This is a genomic window from Citreicoccus inhibens (assembly GCF_019039035.1).
Taxonomy (GTDB): domain Bacteria; phylum Myxococcota; class Myxococcia; order Myxococcales; family Myxococcaceae; genus Citreicoccus; species Citreicoccus inhibens.
In genome coordinates this window covers 278,625-294,991 of sequence record NZ_JAHNZT010000002.1, presented here as the reverse complement: position 1 = coordinate 294,991, position 16,367 = coordinate 278,625, and the positions used below count along the sequence as shown (strand labels likewise).

Annotated in this window: 11 protein-coding genes; 7 read left to right on the top strand and 4 right to left on the bottom strand. The window is 71.4% G+C overall.

What is annotated here, in order from left to right:
• Positions 1-3: 3 nt before the first annotated feature.
• The 3 genes from KRR26_RS03795 (at position 4) to KRR26_RS03785 (ending at position 3,907) form a co-directional block, all read left to right on the top strand.
• Positions 4-1,140: an ABC transporter permease gene (locus tag KRR26_RS03795; RefSeq protein ID WP_120204064.1), complete on the top strand. Its 1,137-nt coding sequence runs from the start codon at positions 4-6 to the stop codon at positions 1,138-1,140.
• A gap of 12 nt (positions 1,141-1,152) precedes the next feature.
• Entirely contained in the window at positions 1,153-2,289 is a 1,137-nt protein-coding gene (locus KRR26_RS03790) for an ABC transporter permease (protein ID WP_217079140.1), read from the top strand.
• Between the two features lie 154 nt (positions 2,290-2,443).
• The gene (locus KRR26_RS03785; RefSeq protein ID WP_217079139.1) at positions 2,444-3,907 is read left to right on the top strand and encodes a hypothetical protein; all 1,464 of its coding nucleotides are present in this window, start codon (positions 2,444-2,446) and stop codon (positions 3,905-3,907) included.
• Here the strand turns inward: KRR26_RS03785 and KRR26_RS03780 are convergent.
• Entirely contained in the window at positions 3,899-6,826 is a 2,928-nt protein-coding gene (locus tag KRR26_RS03780; RefSeq protein ID WP_217079138.1) for a PAS domain-containing sensor histidine kinase, read from the bottom strand. The genes KRR26_RS03785 and KRR26_RS03780 overlap by 9 nt on opposite strands.
• A 161-nt stretch (positions 6,827-6,987) precedes the next feature.
• On the opposite strand from KRR26_RS03780, the gene KRR26_RS03775 reads away from it, so the two are divergent.
• The gene (locus KRR26_RS03775; protein WP_217079137.1) at positions 6,988-7,908 is read left to right on the top strand and encodes a cyclic nucleotide-binding domain-containing protein; all 921 of its coding nucleotides are present in this window, start codon (positions 6,988-6,990) and stop codon (positions 7,906-7,908) included.
• Here the strand turns inward: KRR26_RS03775 and KRR26_RS03770 are convergent.
• Positions 7,871-9,121: an OmpA family protein gene (locus KRR26_RS03770; RefSeq protein WP_233576748.1), complete on the bottom strand. Its 1,251-nt coding sequence runs from the start codon at positions 9,119-9,121 to the stop codon at positions 7,871-7,873. The genes KRR26_RS03775 and KRR26_RS03770 overlap by 38 nt on opposite strands.
• Positions 9,122-9,324: 203 nt before the next feature.
• On the opposite strand from KRR26_RS03770, the gene KRR26_RS03765 reads away from it, so the two are divergent.
• From KRR26_RS03765 to KRR26_RS03755, 3 genes are all read left to right on the top strand, one after another.
• The gene (locus tag KRR26_RS03765) at positions 9,325-10,011 is read left to right on the top strand and encodes a biotin/lipoyl-containing protein (RefSeq protein WP_158611412.1); all 687 of its coding nucleotides are present in this window, start codon (positions 9,325-9,327) and stop codon (positions 10,009-10,011) included.
• A gap of 95 nt (positions 10,012-10,106) precedes the next feature.
• Positions 10,107-11,681: a hypothetical protein gene (locus KRR26_RS03760; protein ID WP_217079136.1), complete on the top strand. Its 1,575-nt coding sequence runs from the start codon at positions 10,107-10,109 to the stop codon at positions 11,679-11,681.
• Positions 11,682-11,710: 29 nt separating this feature from the next.
• The gene (locus KRR26_RS03755; RefSeq protein WP_120204052.1) at positions 11,711-12,493 is read left to right on the top strand and encodes an SDR family NAD(P)-dependent oxidoreductase; all 783 of its coding nucleotides are present in this window, start codon (positions 11,711-11,713) and stop codon (positions 12,491-12,493) included.
• On the opposite strand, the gene KRR26_RS03750 is transcribed toward KRR26_RS03755, so the two are convergent.
• The gene (locus KRR26_RS03750) at positions 12,477-13,898 is read right to left on the bottom strand and encodes a ribonuclease H-like domain-containing protein (RefSeq protein ID WP_217079135.1); all 1,422 of its coding nucleotides are present in this window, start codon (positions 13,896-13,898) and stop codon (positions 12,477-12,479) included. The genes KRR26_RS03755 and KRR26_RS03750 overlap by 17 nt on opposite strands.
• 15 nt (positions 13,899-13,913) lie before the next feature.
• Positions 13,914-16,331, bottom strand: a complete 2,418-nt coding sequence (locus tag KRR26_RS03745) for a DEAD/DEAH box helicase (RefSeq protein WP_217079134.1) — start codon at positions 16,329-16,331, stop codon at positions 13,914-13,916.
• Between the last annotated feature and the right edge of the window lie 36 nt (positions 16,332-16,367).

Here is a 16,367-nt window from a genome sequence, read left to right as displayed (position 1 = left end):
GCCATGGTGGCTTCGACCTTCGGTCGCTCGGGGGGGCGCATCCTCGCCATCGCCGGCAAGGAGGTGCTGCACATTCGCCGCGACCCACGCACGCTCTATCTCGCGCTCGCCATGCCGGTGGTGATGCTGGTGCTGTTCGGCTTCGGCATCAGCTTCGACGTGGACCACCTGGAGTTGGCGGTGGTGGATCAGGATGGGACGTGGGCCTCGCGCGAGTTGGTGCGCCAGTTCACCGCATCCAAGGAGTTCGTGGTGAGCACCGAGAGCCCGTCCCCCGAGCAAGCCCTACGGGATGCGCGGCGGGGCCACGTGGTGGCGGTGCTGGTGCTGCCCAAGGGCTTCGCGCGGGCTGTCTCCTCTGGAGGGGCCCAGGTGCAGCTCTTGGTCGATGGGGCGGACGGCAACACCGCCACGCAGGTGCTCGCGAAGGCACAGGCGCTCATCCAGGTCGCGAGCCCCCGACTCGCGGGCGAGGGTGCGCCCCTCCCCGCCCCTCCTGTGGAGGTGCGGATCCGCACGCTGTTCAATCCGGGGGGGCGCTCGGCGCTGTTCGTCGTGCCGGGGCTCGCCGCGTATCTCCTCGCCATCGTCGCGGTGCTGATGACGGCGCTCACGGTGGCGCGCGAGTGGGAGCGCGGCTCGATGGAGCAGCTCTTCGCCACGCCCGTGGGGCGGATGGAGATCGTCGTGGGCAAGCTGCTGCCCTACCTGTGCATCGGGCTCGCGCAGGTGCTGCTGGTGCTCACCGCGGGCGCCTGGGTGTTCAGCGTTCCCATCCGAGGCAGCCTGCCCGTGCTGGGGCTGGGGGCGCTGCTGTTCCTCATCGGGATGCTGGGCCAGGGACTGCTCATTTCGGTGGTGACGCGCAATCAGGTGGTGGCGACCCAGGTGGCGACCCTGACATCCATGTTGCCCTCCATGCTCCTGTCGGGCTTCATCTTCCCCATCTCCAACCTGCCCGCGCCGCTGCGGCTGCTGAGCACGCTGATCCCCGCGCGCTACTTCGTCAGCGTGCTGCGCGGGGTGCTGCTGCGCGGCAACGGGCTGGAGGTGCTGTGGCCTCAACTCGGAGCGCTCGCCCTCTTCGCGCTGCTCATCCTCGCCGCGGCCATGGCGCGCTTCCAGCGCCGGCTCGACTGAAAGGCCGGACACGTGCATCCGCTCCTCGTGCAGTACCGCGCGGTGGTGGTGAAGGAGGTCCGGCAGACGGTGCGCGACCGACGCGTCATGGCGCTGCTGACCCTCGCGCCCCTGATGCAGCTCTTCGTGCTGGGGTTCGCCGTCAACTTCGACGTGCGTCGCGTGCCCACGGCCGTGGTGGACCGCAGCCGCAGCGTGGAGAGCCGCGAGCACGCGCGCACCCTCCTGGCCGGGGACACCCTGCGGTTGATCGCGGAGCCCCACGACGAACGGTCCGCCGCGACCCTGCTGGAGGACGGGGAGACCTCGGTGGCGCTCGTGTTCCCCCCGTCCTTCGAGAAGGACCTGCTGCGCGGTGACGGCGCCTGGGTGCAGGCCCTGGTGGACGGATCGGATCCGGTGCGCTCGAGCGTGGCCGTGGACGCGGTGGCGCGCCATGCGGCCGCGCGAGCCTCGACCCTGGGCATGGAGCAGGCACGGCGCCTGGGCCGCGAACCGCCACGCTCCACGGTCACATTGGAGTCGCGCGTCCTCTACAACCCGGCGCTGGAGACCGCGGTGTACGTGGTGCCCGGCATCGCCGCGATGCTGCTGCTCATCGTCACCACCCTCATCATGTCCATGGGGCTGGCACGCGAGCGTGAGACGGGGACGCTGGAGCAGCTCCAGGTGACGCCCCTGCGCTCCAGCGTGTTGATGCTGGGAAAGGTGACGCCCTTTCTCCTCGTGGGGCTCTTGGACGTGGGGCTGGCGCTGTGCGTGGGCGCGTGGGTGTTCGGCGTGCCGCTGCGCGGCAGCCTGCTCCTGGTGGCGCTGGCCACCCTGCTCTACTTGATGTCCACCCTGGGCACGGGGCTGCTCATCGCGACGGCCAGCCGCACGCAGCAACAGGCGTTCGTCGGCGGCTTCCTCTTCATGCTCCCCGCGGTGCTGCTGTCCGGCGTGATGACGTCACTGCGCGCGATTCCGGATTGGCTCGTGTGGCTCACCTGGCTCAATCCGGTGCGCCATTACGTCGAAGTGTTGCGCGGTGTGCTCCTCAAGGGCGCGGGCCTCTCCGACCTGTGGCCACAGTTCCTCCTGCTCTCAGGTTTTGGAGTGCTGATGCTGGGCATTGCGACCCGTCGATTCCACAAGACCGCCGCGTAGTCATCCAACCCCCGACGATGGTCGGACCTCGGGCCCCCTTCCGCCACGCGCCTCCCCGACGATATGTCAGAGGCGTCGTGGACGTTGACGGGCGTGTGGGCAAGCCCTCCGTGCTGGGGGCCGTGGCCAGACCTGGACTGACGGGAGCGATGCGATGCGGTGGCACTGGATGCTGGGACTGTTGTGCATGGGCTGCGCGAGCGTGTCGGGCTCGCGGGGGCAGTCCGCCGAGGCGCGCGCGGAGGACGAGGATGCCGTCCCCACCCAGGAGACCGTGTACCTGGTGCCGCTCGACGAGGCGCTGATGATGACGCGGCACGTCTTCGAGGACATGAAGTACGACGTCTTCGAGCGCGCCGGGACGCATGAGCTGTACACGTCCGCGCACGAGCCGGGGCTCAACCTCCCGGGCAATCGCTCCTGGGAGCGCTTCTTCGTTCGCGGGGTGCAGGTGGCGCCGCGGCAGTCGGTGGTCCGCGTCTTCCGGCTTCGCTACAGCGAGAACGAGATGAACATCGACGAGAAGCCGAAGTTCATCGGCGACCGTCTCGCGAGCGAGGAGAAGTACCTGCAGCGCAAGACGTTCGTCCACGACACGTTCGAGGGCGTGCCCGCCATGGAGGGCTTCAAGCTGGTGCGCGGCACGCGCGACCTGGAGATCGAGCGCCGCTTGCTCGCGCGCCTGGAGATGGTCCCGTCGCTGGAGTTGGTGGGCGGCAATGCCTCGGTGCCCATGCTCTCGGTGGTGACGGAGGACAGCTCGGAGACGGGGCCCGCCGAGCGCGAGCCGCCTGACTGTGGGGCGCCGCTCCCGGGCGATGAGGTGCTCATTCAAAAGGGCCACGTGCTGCTGCTGGCGGATCCGCTCGGCACGCGCGAGCTGCCCGAGGCCGCCACGCGGCTGCTGTGCGACGCGACCGCGCGCGACGTGCCCGTGTCCCTGGCCTTGTCCATCCCTGCCTCCGAGCAGCGCGTCCTGGACGCGTACCTGACGAGCGAGGGCCGCCCGACGGACCTGGAGCGCCTGCTGCGCGACAGCTCCTTCTGGCGCCGCGCGTACCAGGACGGCCGCAGCAGCAGCGCGATGCTCCGGCTGGTGGAGCAGGCGCGGCGCCTGCGGGTCTCGGGGCGCTCGGTGTCCGTGGTGGCCTTCGACTCGGACGCGGCGTCGGGCAATGCGCGGGAGGCGGAGATGGAGCAGCACCTGCTGGCCCACCGCGCGAAGAACCCGGAGGCCTGGACGCTGGTGCTCGCGGGCGATGTGCACGTCCGCACCGCCAACGTGCGCTGGGACAGCAAGTTCGTGCCGCTCGGCGCGCGGCTCTCGCGCCAGCTCGCGTCCGGCAGCGTGAAGGCGCTCGACGTGGGCTTCCTGCGTGGCACCCAGTTCGCGTGCCGCTTCAACGTCTGGGAGAAGGTCGCGTGCGACACCTTCGCGCTCAGCCCCAACGCCGAGGCGCGCCAGGGCGCGGACACTCCGCGCGGCGTGCACCTCTTCTCGGAGACGAACGACAAGGGCTTCCACGGCCGGCTGTATGTGGGCACGCTGAGCGCTTCGGCGCCGGTGCTGCGCCGCTCGGGCTCCGAGGCCTTCGCCCAGCCGGTGGCGTCACACTGAGGCCTGGGCGGGAGGCTGGGGCCCCGCGAGCGGGAGCGTGAACGCGAACGTGGCCCCCTGCCCTGGCGGGCTCTCCACCTGGACGAGCCCGCCGTGTGCCTCCACCACGCTCTTGACGATGGCCAGCCCCAGGCCGGCCCCCGCCTTGCGCGCGTGGCGGGCCTGCCAGAAGCGATCGAACACGTGCGGCAGCGCCGCCGGCTCGATGCCCGCCCCCGTATCCGCGACCGAGAAGCGCACGAAGTCCCCCCAGGGCTCGGCGCGCAGCAGCAAGCTCCCGCCGCGCGGGGTGAACTTGATGGCGTTGTCCAAGAGGTTCTGGAACACGCGCAGGACGCGCCCGCGATCCGCCCAGACCTCAGCGGCCTCGCCCTCCAGGGACACGCGCAGCGTCAGGCCTTGGCTGGTGGCCAGGGGCTCATTGAGCTCCACCACCTGGGCCACGAGGCTCGGCACCTCCAGGCGCTCCGCGTCCAGGGGCGAGTGCCCCGACTCCAGCCGAGCCACCTCCAGCAGGTCTTCGATGAGCCGGTTCATCCCCACCGTCACGCGGCGGATCTTCTCCAATCCCTCACGGCCGCGCGCTCCAGGCTCACCGGGTGGCAGGTGCCGTGCGGTCGCGCGACACAAGAGCGTGATGGCCCCCAAGGGGGAGCGCAGGTCGTGAGAAACGATGCCGAGCATCTCGTCTCTCACGCTGATGGCTTCGCGCGAGGCCCGGTACAGGCGCGCGTTCTCCATGGCCAGCGCGGCCCGGCGGGCGAACTCCCGCGCGAGCGCGAGGTCGTCCGCGTCATAGCGGCGGCCCGGCCCCGCCGCGGCCAGCAGCAGGCCCACCGTGCGCTGGTGCGCCACGAGCGGCGCGGCGATCGCCGAGGCCACGCCCGAGACGTCGCCCGAGGGCGCATCCCAGCCCACGGCCTCGCCCGTCGCCAGCGCCTGCTCCACCACGCCGCCCAGCGCGCCCCGCGGAGGTCGCGCCACCGCCGCGCGCAGCAGGGCGCTGAGCAGCGGGCTCATCGCCGACACCTGAGTGCAGGGCTCGACCTTGCCCTCCGTGTCGCGCGCCACCACCGCGCACCCATCCGCCAACAGTGGTACGGCGAGCCGCGCGATGGCCCGCGCGGTGTCCTCCCAATCCAGGGTGCGGGTGATGGCGGCTCCGGCTTCCGCGAGGAAGTGCTGCCGCCGCTCCGCGTTGCGCCGCGCGGTGACGTCGCGAAGCATGGCGACCATCACCCGTCCATCGTCGAGATCCAGCCGGGAGATGGACGCCTCGGCGGGGAACACTTCGCCGCTCTTGCGCAGGCCGAGGATTCCCGCCCGCTCTCCCATGCTCCGTGAGGGCGCGCGGGGCTGCTCACTGAAGCGCTGCACGAACTCGCGGTGACGCTCGCGAGACGCTTCGGGGATGAGGACCTCCAGCGGCTGGCCGAGGACCTCCTCGGGGGCGTAGCCGAAGATGCGACGCGCGCCGTCGTTGAAGAGCTGGATGCGCTGGCTCGCGTCCACCACGATGATGGCATCCAAGGCCATGGCGATGATGCCGGACAGCTTCGCCTCGGAGCGCCCCAGCGCCTGCTGCGCGACGCGACGCGCGGTCACATCCCGGAAGTAGAACGAAAGCCCCTCGGGCGACGGGTGGACCACGACGCGCAGCCACCGGTCGGAGATGGACGAGGGCACCTCCTCTTCCTGGACCCGCTGGGTCTGCGCCGCCCGACGCAGCAGGTGGTCCAGCGGCGAGCCCACGGCCCCTGGGAACGCCTCCCACACGTAGCGCCCCAGGAGCGAGCCGCGGGGGCGGCCGATGTGCGCCTCGGCGTGCTGGTTCACGTAGGTGAAGCGCCAGGAGAGGTCGCACGCGACGAAGCCATCCTCGATGCGTTCGAGCGCCGCGACCATGGCCTCCCGCGTGGCCTCCGCATCCTTGCGGGCCGCCTCTTCACGCGCGAGCAGGCGCTGGGCCTCCGTCGCGGCGCGACGTACGCGCGCGTCCTCATGGTCCGAGGAGAGCGCGCCCAGCACCGAGCGCATGAAGCGCTCCGAGTCTCTCAGCCGCAGCTCGGCGCTCTTGCGCTCGCCGATGTCGCGGAAGAAGACGGACAGGCCTTCCTCGGAGGGGTACGCCCGCACCTCGAACCAGGAGTCGAGCGTAGGATGGAACTCCTCGAAGACCAGCGTGCGCTGCTCCGCCAGGGCGCGCCGATAGCTTCGCTCGAAAGCGCCGCCCACCAGCTCGGGGAACTCCGTCCACAGCACGCGGCCCAGCAGCGACTCGCGGCTTCGGCGCATGAGGCGCTCCGCGTGCCGGTTGATGTACGTCAGGCGCCAGTCGCGATCGACCGCGAAGAAGGCATCGGTGACGCGGTCCATCGTCTGGAGCATCAGGGAGCGCTCGCGCGCGAGCGCTCGGGACGTGGACCTCCAGCGCGACGTGCGCTCCCGGACGCGCCGCTCCAGCTTCGCGGTGAGCTGCCGGACCTCCGCCTGGGCCTGCTCTCGCTCGGTCACGTCCCGCGCGATGTGGAAGGCCCCTTGCCGCGTGCCGGCGGCGTCGAAGAGCGGGCGGAACACGATTTCATACGTGCGCCGCAGGCGGCTCAGCTCCCCGAAATCGGAGACGAGGGTGTACGCCTCGCCCTGGAGCGCGCGAGCCCAGGCGGCCTCGGCGTTGGCCCGCTCCACAGGCTGTTGGATGGCCGCGCGCAGGTCCATGCCCACCGCGATGGCGACGCCGAAGAGCTGCTCGAACGTCCGGGCGTAGGCGGGGTTGAAGGCGACGAAGCGAAAGCCGGTGTCGAGGGCCGCGATGAGATCGTCGCTGCTCTCCGAGATGTACCGGAGGATGTCTTCCTGGGATGACGCCGGTGGAGCCACCGTCGGCCGCACCAGCCCCGGCGGCGGTCGCGAGACCATGCGAACCCCCCATGCAACTGGTGCGAGAACCCCGCGCCCCCCGCCCCTATTCGAGGGCCGGGCGCCCGGGCACGCGAAGCGCTCTACTGCTTGGACGCCGGGCAAAGGTATGGTGCGCCCCACGTCGCCCTGGCTGCCCAGCCTGGCTTCATGGAGGGCCCATGTCCTTGCTGAGTGCACGCATCCTGTCCCTCTTCGCGCCCAAGTCGAGCGGCGCCCAGGCGCCCGCGGGCGACGCGCAGCCGAGCGACTCTCGCCTGGGCGACGTGCACACCGCCTGGGCGGCCCCGCCCATGTGGACGCGCTTCTATCCCGCCGGCCAGGTGGTGGTCCGCGAGGGAGAGGCCGGCCGCTCCATGTTCGTGGTCCTGGGGGGGCGCGTGTCCGTGGTGCGCGAGTCGCAAGATGGCGCGCGCGACGAGGTGGGGCAGCTGGGCGCCGGCGAGTTCTTCGGCGAGTTGGCGATGCTCACCGGAACGCCGCGCACCGCCAGCGTGGTGGCCATGGAGAGCACCGAGCTGCTGGAGATCACCGAGGCGGGCGTGAAGGAAGCCGAGGAGCGCTACGGCGTGAAGGGCGAGGCCATCGTCGAGGCCTGCCGCGCCCGTCTGCTCGCGGATGCCTTGCGCAGCAGCCCCCTGCTCGCGGGGCTCTCCACCGAGCTGCGCTGCCAGTTGGGCAGCGCGTTCGTGCCCTGCACCCTGGACGCCGGCACCACGCTGCTCACGCGCGGCAAGCCGGGCAACGCGCTCTATCTGCTCCTGCGGGGCCGCTGCGAGGTCTTCCACACCTACGAGGACGGCCGCGTGACGTCCTACCCCGAGCTGAAGGAGGGGGCGCTCTTCGGGGAGATCTCCCTGCTGCGCAGCCGCCTGGCCACGGCCACGGTGCGCACGCTCACGTCCTGCACGCTGCTGCGGCTGGAACGCGACGTCTTCGAGAAGTTCTTCCTCGCCCAGCCCGAGCTGCGCGGCGCGCTCGTGCGCATGGGGCTCCAGCGACTGAAGCACACCATGGAAGTGATGGGACTGGACGCCGAGGCGCCTACGGGGGCAGGAGCACCAGCTCCACGCGGCGGTTGAGCTGTCGTCCGCGGGGGATGAGGTTCGGGGCCTTGGGCCGGCTGTCGCCCAGGCCGGCCGTCTCCACCCGAGCGGGATCCACGCCCGCGCGCGCCAGCAGCTCGGCGATCGCCTTGGCGCGGGCCTCGGACAGCCCCTTGCGCGCGGCGGCGGGGACCTCCTGACCATCCGTGTGCCCCTCGATGCGCAGGCGCGCCCCGGACTCGCGCACCAGGACGTCCACGACCAGGTCCACGGTCGCGAGGGACGCCTTGTCCGGAGCGGGCTTCTGCTCGGGGAAGCCCATGGGCGTGGGCAGCTCCACGTGGTTGCCCTTCACCGTCGCGCGCTGGGCGGGCTTGGGCTGGGGCACCAGCGAGAACGCCAGCGAGGACTCCGCCCCCGCGGCGAGCTGTACGCGGCGCGTCTGCGCGAGGAAGCCCTGCGCCACCACGTCCACGCTGTACGTGCCCGCCGCGACCGCGACGTCCGAGGGCTTGCGGGCCTTGCCATCCACCGCCACCTTCGTGGGGGACGCGGCGCCGCGCACGAAGACCGTGGCGGGCACGGGCTTCTTCTTGGCGGTCACCTTGAACACCAGCCGCCCAGGCCGCGCGGTGGGCGCTGGCGGAGTCACCGGGGCCTGCGCGCGCGGCTTCGGCGTGCCCGCGTCCGGGTGGAGGTCGGCCTGTGAGACCTCCTGAACGGGCTTCATCATCTCCGCCGTCACCTGGTGCCCGAGCTTCAGCTTGAGGCGCGGATCCGGCGCATTCGGAACGACGGCCGGGACGACCTTCACCACCACGCGCAGGCCCCGCTGCGACTGGAAGCCCACCGACGCCGTGAGCTTCCACAGGAAGCCGTTGGTCGCGCTGAACAGACTCCACGAGTCGTTCGCGAGGCTCACGCGCGACACGAGCGTGTGCTCGCCCGGCTCCACCTTCACCACCGCGAGCCGGTGCGGCCCCGCCGCGTTCAGCTCCTCCACCGAGGGCACCGCCAGCGGCTTGCCGTCGAGGACGAAGTCAGTCTCCACGACCTTGTAGCCCTCCTCGGGAGCGAAGCCCTCGAACGAGAGGACCACCTCGGTGGGGGACTCGGGGACCATCTCGCGAAGCTGGCGCTCCAGCTCTTCGCGGACCGCGTCCTCGCGCGTCGGTTCGGCGGCGCGCGCCACGCTGGCCAGCAGGCCCAGGAGGAGGACCAGGAGGGCTTTGAAGGAGGACGGGGTCACGGCGGCCTGACAGCATGGCACATCAGGGCGTCGGGAGGATGCAGGCATACATGCCTGTGAGTCGCATCCGGACCCACCGGTGCCCAGACAGCCCCGCAACCCAGGCGTTCCAGGAGCGGGCGCGCGGCGGGAAGCGGCTCCTGGCCTCGCATCCGAGGTGGAAGGCCCCGCGGGACTGTCCCATCCTGCGCGCGGAGGAAATCGTGCCCCCCGCCCCACCGACTTCGCCGCCGGATCATTCGACCGCCCCCCGCCCGAGGCGCTGGGGGTGGATCGCGCTGCCCCTCGTCGCGCTGCTCGTGGGCGGGGCGCTGCTGTGCGCGCGCCAGCCTGGAGACATCCAAGGGGGTGTGCTCGTGCAGCTGGGCGATCGCCTCGCCATCGAGGGGGGCGCCGGGGGGCACCTCCAGGACGTCCTCGTGGGGCCGGGCCAGCACGTGGAGGAAGGCCAGGTGCTCGCGCGCCTCGTGACGCAAGGCGGCCCGGTGGAGCTCACGGCGCCTCAGGCTGGAGTGGTGGGCGACGTGCGCGTGAGCGCCGGCGATGCGGTCAGGTCGGGTGAGTTGCTGATGTGGCTGGTGGTGCCGAACGCCCTGCCCGCCCTCGTCGCGCTGTTCCCCGAGCGCTACCGCGGCGAGCTCGCGCCCGGCATGACGCTGCGCTACCGGATCCCTGGCATCCCCTCCACGCTGGAGACGACCATCGAGTCCGTGGAGCCACCCGAGGCCGCGCGCGCGCTGAGCCAGGGGCAGCCGTGGCCGGGCCTCACCGCGGGCGAGGCGGCCGTCCTGGTGCGGGCCCACGTGCCCTCGCGCACCTATCTCATCGAGGGGCGCACGCACGTGTACATGGACGGGATGATGGGCAAGGCCCAGGTGCCGCGGCGCTGACGTGTTTCACCTTGGGTGAGCCCCCCGGGCTGTGACTAGAGTCGCGGGCCGACCGCGGCAAGGGTGGAGCCGCGGCGCGAATCCGGCGAGGGCCCGTGAACCTGTTGCAACGATGGAGAGCCGTAACGAACTGGGGGGCGCTCGTCGCGACCCTCGTCGCCGGGCTGGGCTGGGGACTCACGCTGCCGCTGATCCTGCGCCTCATCTCGCCGTCTTCCTCGTGGCATCACGAGTTCACGTCCGACAGCGCCATCCCGGTCCTGGTGACGCGGGCGCGCACGCTGGACGTCTTCCACCTCTTCTACTTCGGGCAGGACCGCTTCGGCATGTGGCCCTTCCTCCTGGCCCGCGCGCTGGGCGGGACGAACTGGACGGCCGAGGGCCTCCAGCGCGTGATGTTCGTGATGCTGTGGCCCTCGGCGCTGGTGCTCGGGGCGCTGGTGCCCTCGGGGCCCATGCGACGGGGGCTGTGGCTCTTCATTCCGCTCCTCCTGGTGCTATCGCCTGGGCAGGAGCGTTACTTGCTCGACCTCTCGCAGCCCTATGGCTGGCAGGTCGTCGCCCTGGTGTGGAGCTGGCTTGCGCTGAGGGGCCAGGCAAAGGCCGCTGAGCCCCCCCGAGTCGTGGCCTACGGCGCCCTCGCGTTCCTCGCGGCGACGCTCGCGATGTGGATCTCCTCTTCGAGCCTCCCGTCGCTGCTCGTGCTCGCGGGGCTCGAAGTGGCAAAGGCCCGCCTGGAGGGCACCGGACGGGCGCGCGCATGGCGACTGGCGCCGCTGGTGCCATTGCTGGGCGCGTTCCTCGTGGAGCGCGAGCTCCTGGTCCTCTACCACCGCTTCTCGCGCCAAGCGTTCGGTCATGCCTACCGGACCGACCTCATGCTGGACCGGGGATATCTGCTGGAGAACGCGCGGCAGGTGCTGGGCCAACTGATGACCGGCCCTGCTCCCGCGCTGCTCGTGCTCGCGGCCCTCGTCGCCGCGGTGCTCTGGGGGTTGGTGGCGGCGCGACGACAAGGCCGCCCCCCCTCTCCGACGACGTGGTTCGCGGCCGGCTGTGCGCTCGTGGCCCTCTCGCAGATTCCCGCCCTGGTGCTCATCCAGCACGTGCGCCTGAACGCCTACAACCCGCGCTATTTCTGTCTCATCCTCCTGTTCGCGCAGATGGGCCTGGGAGCCGTCGTCCTCTCGGAGCTCGCCGCGCGCGTCTCGCCGAGGATTCGCCACGCCGCGGGCATCGTCCTGGTGGGAGGGCTGCTCGTCGCGGGCCCCGTGTTCCCGCCGACGCCACCGGAGCACCTCCGCCACACCCATGCCCGAGCGGCGGCGCTCGCCCTCTCCGAGGCAGCCCCGGGCACGCTCTTGCTGGGCAACTACTGGTGCGTCTACCTGATCGCCGCGTTGCAGCCCCCGGACGAGCGCGCGGCCCGGCCCCTTCCCCAGGACGGGGACTATCAGCGGACGCCGTTCTACATCCCCGCGATGAAGACCGCCGCGGACGCCGTCTGGGTCCAGACCGAGGCGGAGGAACCCGTGCCTCCCACGCGGCAGGTGCAGCACGGCGTCGAGCTCGAGCGAGACGCGGCTCCGATGCTGCGCCGCTCGGGGTTCGCCTTCTGGCACTACCGGGTGTTGGGCCCCGCTCCTCGAATGACTGAATCCGTGCCCTGACGTCCGGGCACACCAATCGGAGACACGACATGTCGCGCAAAGTGGCCCTCATCACGGGCGCATCCATGGGCCTGGGCGAGCAGTTCGCGGAGTGCTTCGCTCGGGATGGGCATGACGTCATCCTCGTGGCGAGGAGCGCCGAGCGACTCCAGACGCTCGCCACGAAGCTGGAGAAGGACCATGGCATCCGCGCGCATGTGCTGCCCGCGGACCTCACGCGGCCCGAGACACCCGAGCGCCTCTTCGAGGACGTGAAGGCCCGAGGCCTGGAGGTCGAGTTCCTCGTCAACAACGCCGGCTTTGGCTCCGCGGGGGCCTTCCTGGAGTTGGAGCTGGCGCGCGAGGCGGAGATGGTGGAGGTCAACTGCACCGCGCTCCTCAAGCTCACGCACCTCTTCGTTCGGCCCATGCGCGAGCGCGGCAGCGGGCGCGTGCTGAACATCGCGTCCACCGCGGGCTTCCAGCCCGGGCCGTACATGGCCACGTACTACGCGACCAAGGCCTTCGTGGTGTCGTTCTCCGAGGCGCTGTCGTACGAGCTGAAGGACACCCCCGTGACGGTGACGTGCGCGTGCCCGGGTGCGACGCGCACCGAGTTCGCCTCACGGGCGGGCACGGAGAAGTCCCGCCTGTTCCAACGGCCCGGCGTCGCCCAGGCCGCGGACGTCGCGGCGGATGCCTACCGCGCGATGATGAAGGGCCGGGTGTTGTCCGTGCACGGCGTGGCCAACTGGTTCGGCATGGAGATGGTGCGCTTCAGCCCGCGCGCCTTGGTGCGCTCCATCGCCGCGGGGCTCAACCAGAAGTCCTGACGCTCCCGCGGGGCTCGACGTCGAGCGCGAGAGGCAGCTCTCGCGCTCCGCGGGACACCCTGCGCTCCAATCGCTCGACGCGGCTCCGGTGGGCCTCGGGCAGCTCGGCCGCCGCCGCGAGCCGGGCATGCTCCAGCGCGCGCGGCAGCCGCTTGAGCGCGTGCTCATACAGCTTGGACAGGGACAGGTGCAGCTCGGCGGCCTGCGCGCCACGCGCGGTGGTCAGGGCCCGGTGGAGGTACGTCACCGCCTCCTCGTTGTCCCCCGCGCGGCGTGACACGCGCGAGGCCAGCACCAGCGCCTCCAACCCCACGTCGCCTCGGCCCCCCTCGGCCGCGGCCTGCGCGAAGGCCCGAGCCCGCTCGGCGTCCCCCGCGCGCTCGGCCACGCCCGCGAAGCCCAGGAGGTCTCGCGGATCCTCCCCCGCGCCGCCCACCGCCCGGAAGCGCCGGACCATCTCCCCCAGCAGCGCCGCCAGGAGGAGCAGATCGTTCACGTTGTGCTCCAGCACCCCCGTGAGCTCCGAGCCATCCGTGCCACGCAGGAAGCGGAAGTACAGCTCCGGAATCAACGAGCCATCCACGTCCCCCACCCGCCGATGGCCCAGCCACTGCTCCTCCAGGTGCACCAACCGCGCGCCACTGCCCCGGTGCTTGAACACGCGCCGCGCGCAGTGCAGCAGATCCAGATGCGGTGGCACGGCTGGCGTGGGCACGCGGTTCAGCACGAAGCGCGTTCGCAGCAAGGGCCAATCGAAGCTCTTGCCGTTGTACGTCACCAGGCAGGACGCCTCCGCCAGGCGCTCGGCGAGCATGCGCAGCAGCGGGCCCTCCTCGCCCAAGCGACGCAAGAAGAGCTGCTGCACGCGCAGCGCCCGGCCCTCGAACCACGCCATGCCTACGAGGAACGGCACGGTGCCCGTTCCGCCCGCGAGCCCGGTGGTCTCGGTGTCGAGCAACAGCATCCGCTGGAGATCCACCCCGGCCAGCTCCGGATGCAGCGCGAGGCTTGCCACCAGCGCGGCGTCCGCGTCCAGCGCGCCGTCCAAGGGGGCACTGCCATGCCGGTGCCCTGGCGGGAGCAGTCGCTCGGACACGTGCACGGTGCCGTGAGGCGTCTCGCGGGCCTCCACGGGCAGCGGCGTCGGAGGCGGCACGGGCCCCACGGCCCGACGCGCTGAAGCGGTCCCCTGGCGCTCAGCCCACCCCGTCAGCAACCGCCGCAGGGCCTCCACGCGCGGATCCGTGGAGGGCGGCGCGGACGATTCGGGCTCGGGCGCCGAGACAGAGGACTCGGCCTCCGCGGCCACGGGCTCGGGCGAGACCGGCGGCTCCGCGGCCTTGGCGACGGGCCGACCTCCCGGCCCCGCACTGGTGAGCCGCGACAGCTTGCGCTTCAGGTCCATGCCCGCGCCCCTCGACTACTGCACGCCCGCGATGCCCAGCGCGGCCAGCACGTCGAGCCCCAGCCGCTTGCGCGGATGCACGTCCACCGGTGCCGCGCCCGGCACGTTCCCCGCCGCCGGACCGATGCACGCCGGGCACCCCTCTTCACACGCGCACGTCTCCAGCAGCTTGCGCGCGCGCAGCAGCAGCTCGTCGCGCTGATCGAACAGCCGCGCCGCCAGCCCCACGCCGCCGGGGATGTTGTCGTAGAGGAAGAGGGTGGGGTCGAAGCCCACGCTCCCATCCTTGCGCGGCGGACCGTCCGCCTCGTCGCGATTGCCCAGCGTCTTGCCGAGGTCGCGCGGGTCGATCATCAACCCCACGCACGCCACCGTGCGCAGCGCCGTCGCCAGCCCGCGCAAGGAATCGATGACCGCGGGCCGGGGCGCGTCGAGCGAGCGCACCACCGACTCCGGCACCGTCAGCCACAGCGCCGTGGTGTGCATCTGCATCTCGGGGAGGCGCACGTCGCCGTAGCCGACGTTCTCGTGCGTGTGGAACTTGATCTTCTTGTAGCCCACCACCTTCTCGATGACGGACACCTCGCCCATGCCCACCTGGAGCACCGGCCCGAGCGGCGCGCCCTGGTCCTCCTGGATGACATTCACGCGGACGTAGGTCATCGCGTCGGTGAAGTAGTCCGGCGCCACCTTGCGCACGAAGGCCTTGTGGTTCTCCAGGTCCAAGCGCTCGACCTGATACTGCTCGCCCTCGTGCTGATAGATGGCCTGCTCGTGCAGCATCGTGTGCGCCGAGCGGAAGTCCATCTCCGCCAGGGTCCGATCCGAGCCCAGCTCGATGATGACCACGTTGTCCCAGCCCACGCTGCGCAGCGACACATGGTTGGCTGGGTACGCATCCGAGGACCAGTGGAACACCCGGCGTCCCCCCTCGCCCGACGAGGGATGCACCACCTGGTGCTGCGCCAGGAACCCGAGCGCCTCGGTGGTGCTCTCCACCGGCACGTCGCCAAAGGAGTCGCCCTCTTCGAAGGGCAGCTCGAACGCGGCGCACTTGAGGTGCTGGACGAGAATCTCCACGTTGTCCGGATCGATGCGCGCGTGCTCGACCGGAGCGCCCGTGAGCGCGCGCGGATCTCCCGCGAGGTATTGATCCAACGGCGCGCTGGAGGTGACGAGCAGCGCCAGACTGCCCGCGCCGCGGCGTCCCGCGCGACCGAAGCGCTGCCACAGCGCGGCCACCGAGCCCGGATAGCCCGCGCACACCACCGCGTCCAACGAGCCGATGTCGATGCCCAGCTCCAGCGCGTTCGTGGCCACCACGCAGCGCACCTCGCCCGCGCGCATGGCCGCTTCAGTGGAGCGCCGCGTCCCGGGCAGGTAGCCCCCGCGGTAGCCCTGGATGAGCGAAGGGTCCAGCTTCTCCTCGACGAACCGATCCCGCAGGTACTTGAGCATCACCTCGATATTGTTGCGCGACTGTCCGAACAGCAGCGTGGACACGCCGGAGCGCACCAGGTCGGCGGTCAGCCGCACCGCGCTCTTGAGGTAGCTGGCGCGGATGCCCAGCTCGGCGTTCACCACCGGCGGGTTGTAGACGAGCACGCGCCGCTCACCCGAGGGCGCCCCGCTCTCCGACACCAGCGCGACCTTGCGCCCCAGCATCCGCTCGGCATGCGCCTTCGGGTTGCCGATGGTGGCCGAAGCCAGGATGAACGTGGGCGACGAGCCATGGAAGCGCGCGACCCGCTGCAGGCGCCGAAGCACGTTGGCCAGATGCGAGCCGAACACACCGCGATACGTGTGCAGCTCGTCGATGACGACGTAGCGCAGGTTCGCGAACAGGCGCGCCCAGCCCGCGTGGTGCGGCAGGATGCCCGTGTGGAGCATGTCCGGGTTGGTGAGCACCACGCCGCTGCGCTCACGGGCCGCGCGCCGCGCGTCCCCGGGCGTGTCGCCGTCGAAGGTGATGGCGCCGTGCTCCAGCCCCGCCTCGCGCATGAACGCGCGCAGCGACTCTTCCTGATCGCGCGACAGGGCCTTGGTGGGGAACAGGTAGAGCGCACGCGCCTGAGGCTCGCGCGCGAAGCGGTCCAGCAGCGGCAGGTTGTAGCAGAGGCTCTTGCCCGAGGCCGTGGGGGTGGCGATGACCAGGTCCTGGCCCTCGCGGGCCCGCTGGTACGCCTCGGCCTGGTGCGAGAAGAGCTGCTCGACGCCGCGGCGCCGGAGCGCCTCTCGAACCTGGGGCGCGACGTCCTCGGGCACGGGCGCGAAGGAGCCGGTCCGCGCGGGAGTCACCTCGTCGAGGGCAAAGCAGGACCAGAGCTGGCGATCGCGCTGCCACCCCTGGAGGACGGCGTCGAGCCCGCGAGGACCCGACCACGGCGTGCGGCGAGCCCCGGAGAACGCCTCGGGTTCCTTCACGGACTTCATGGGCCGGGCACTGTACAGACGTGCACCGAGCGAGAC

What these genes read in the sequence shown, in the direction of transcription:
- KRR26_RS03795 (WP_120204064.1), top strand. Translation starts at nt 4, where the DNA reads ATGGTGGCTTCGACCTTCGGTCGCTCGGGGGGGCGCATCCTCGCCATC.
- KRR26_RS03785 (WP_217079139.1), top strand. Translation starts at nt 2,444, where the DNA reads ATGCGGTGGCACTGGATGCTGGGACTGTTGTGCATGGGCTGCGCGAGC.
- KRR26_RS03780 (WP_217079138.1), bottom strand. Translation starts at nt 6,826, where the DNA reads ATGGTCTCGCGACCGCCGCCGGGGCTGGTGCGGCCGACGGTGGCTCCA.
- KRR26_RS03775 (WP_217079137.1), top strand. Translation starts at nt 6,988, where the DNA reads ATGTCCTTGCTGAGTGCACGCATCCTGTCCCTCTTCGCGCCCAAGTCG.
- KRR26_RS03755 (WP_120204052.1), top strand. Translation starts at nt 11,711, where the DNA reads ATGTCGCGCAAAGTGGCCCTCATCACGGGCGCATCCATGGGCCTGGGC.
- KRR26_RS03750 (WP_217079135.1), bottom strand. Translation starts at nt 13,898, where the DNA reads ATGGACCTGAAGCGCAAGCTGTCGCGGCTCACCAGTGCGGGGCCGGGA.
- KRR26_RS03745 (WP_217079134.1), bottom strand. Translation starts at nt 16,331, where the DNA reads ATGAAGTCCGTGAAGGAACCCGAGGCGTTCTCCGGGGCTCGCCGCACG.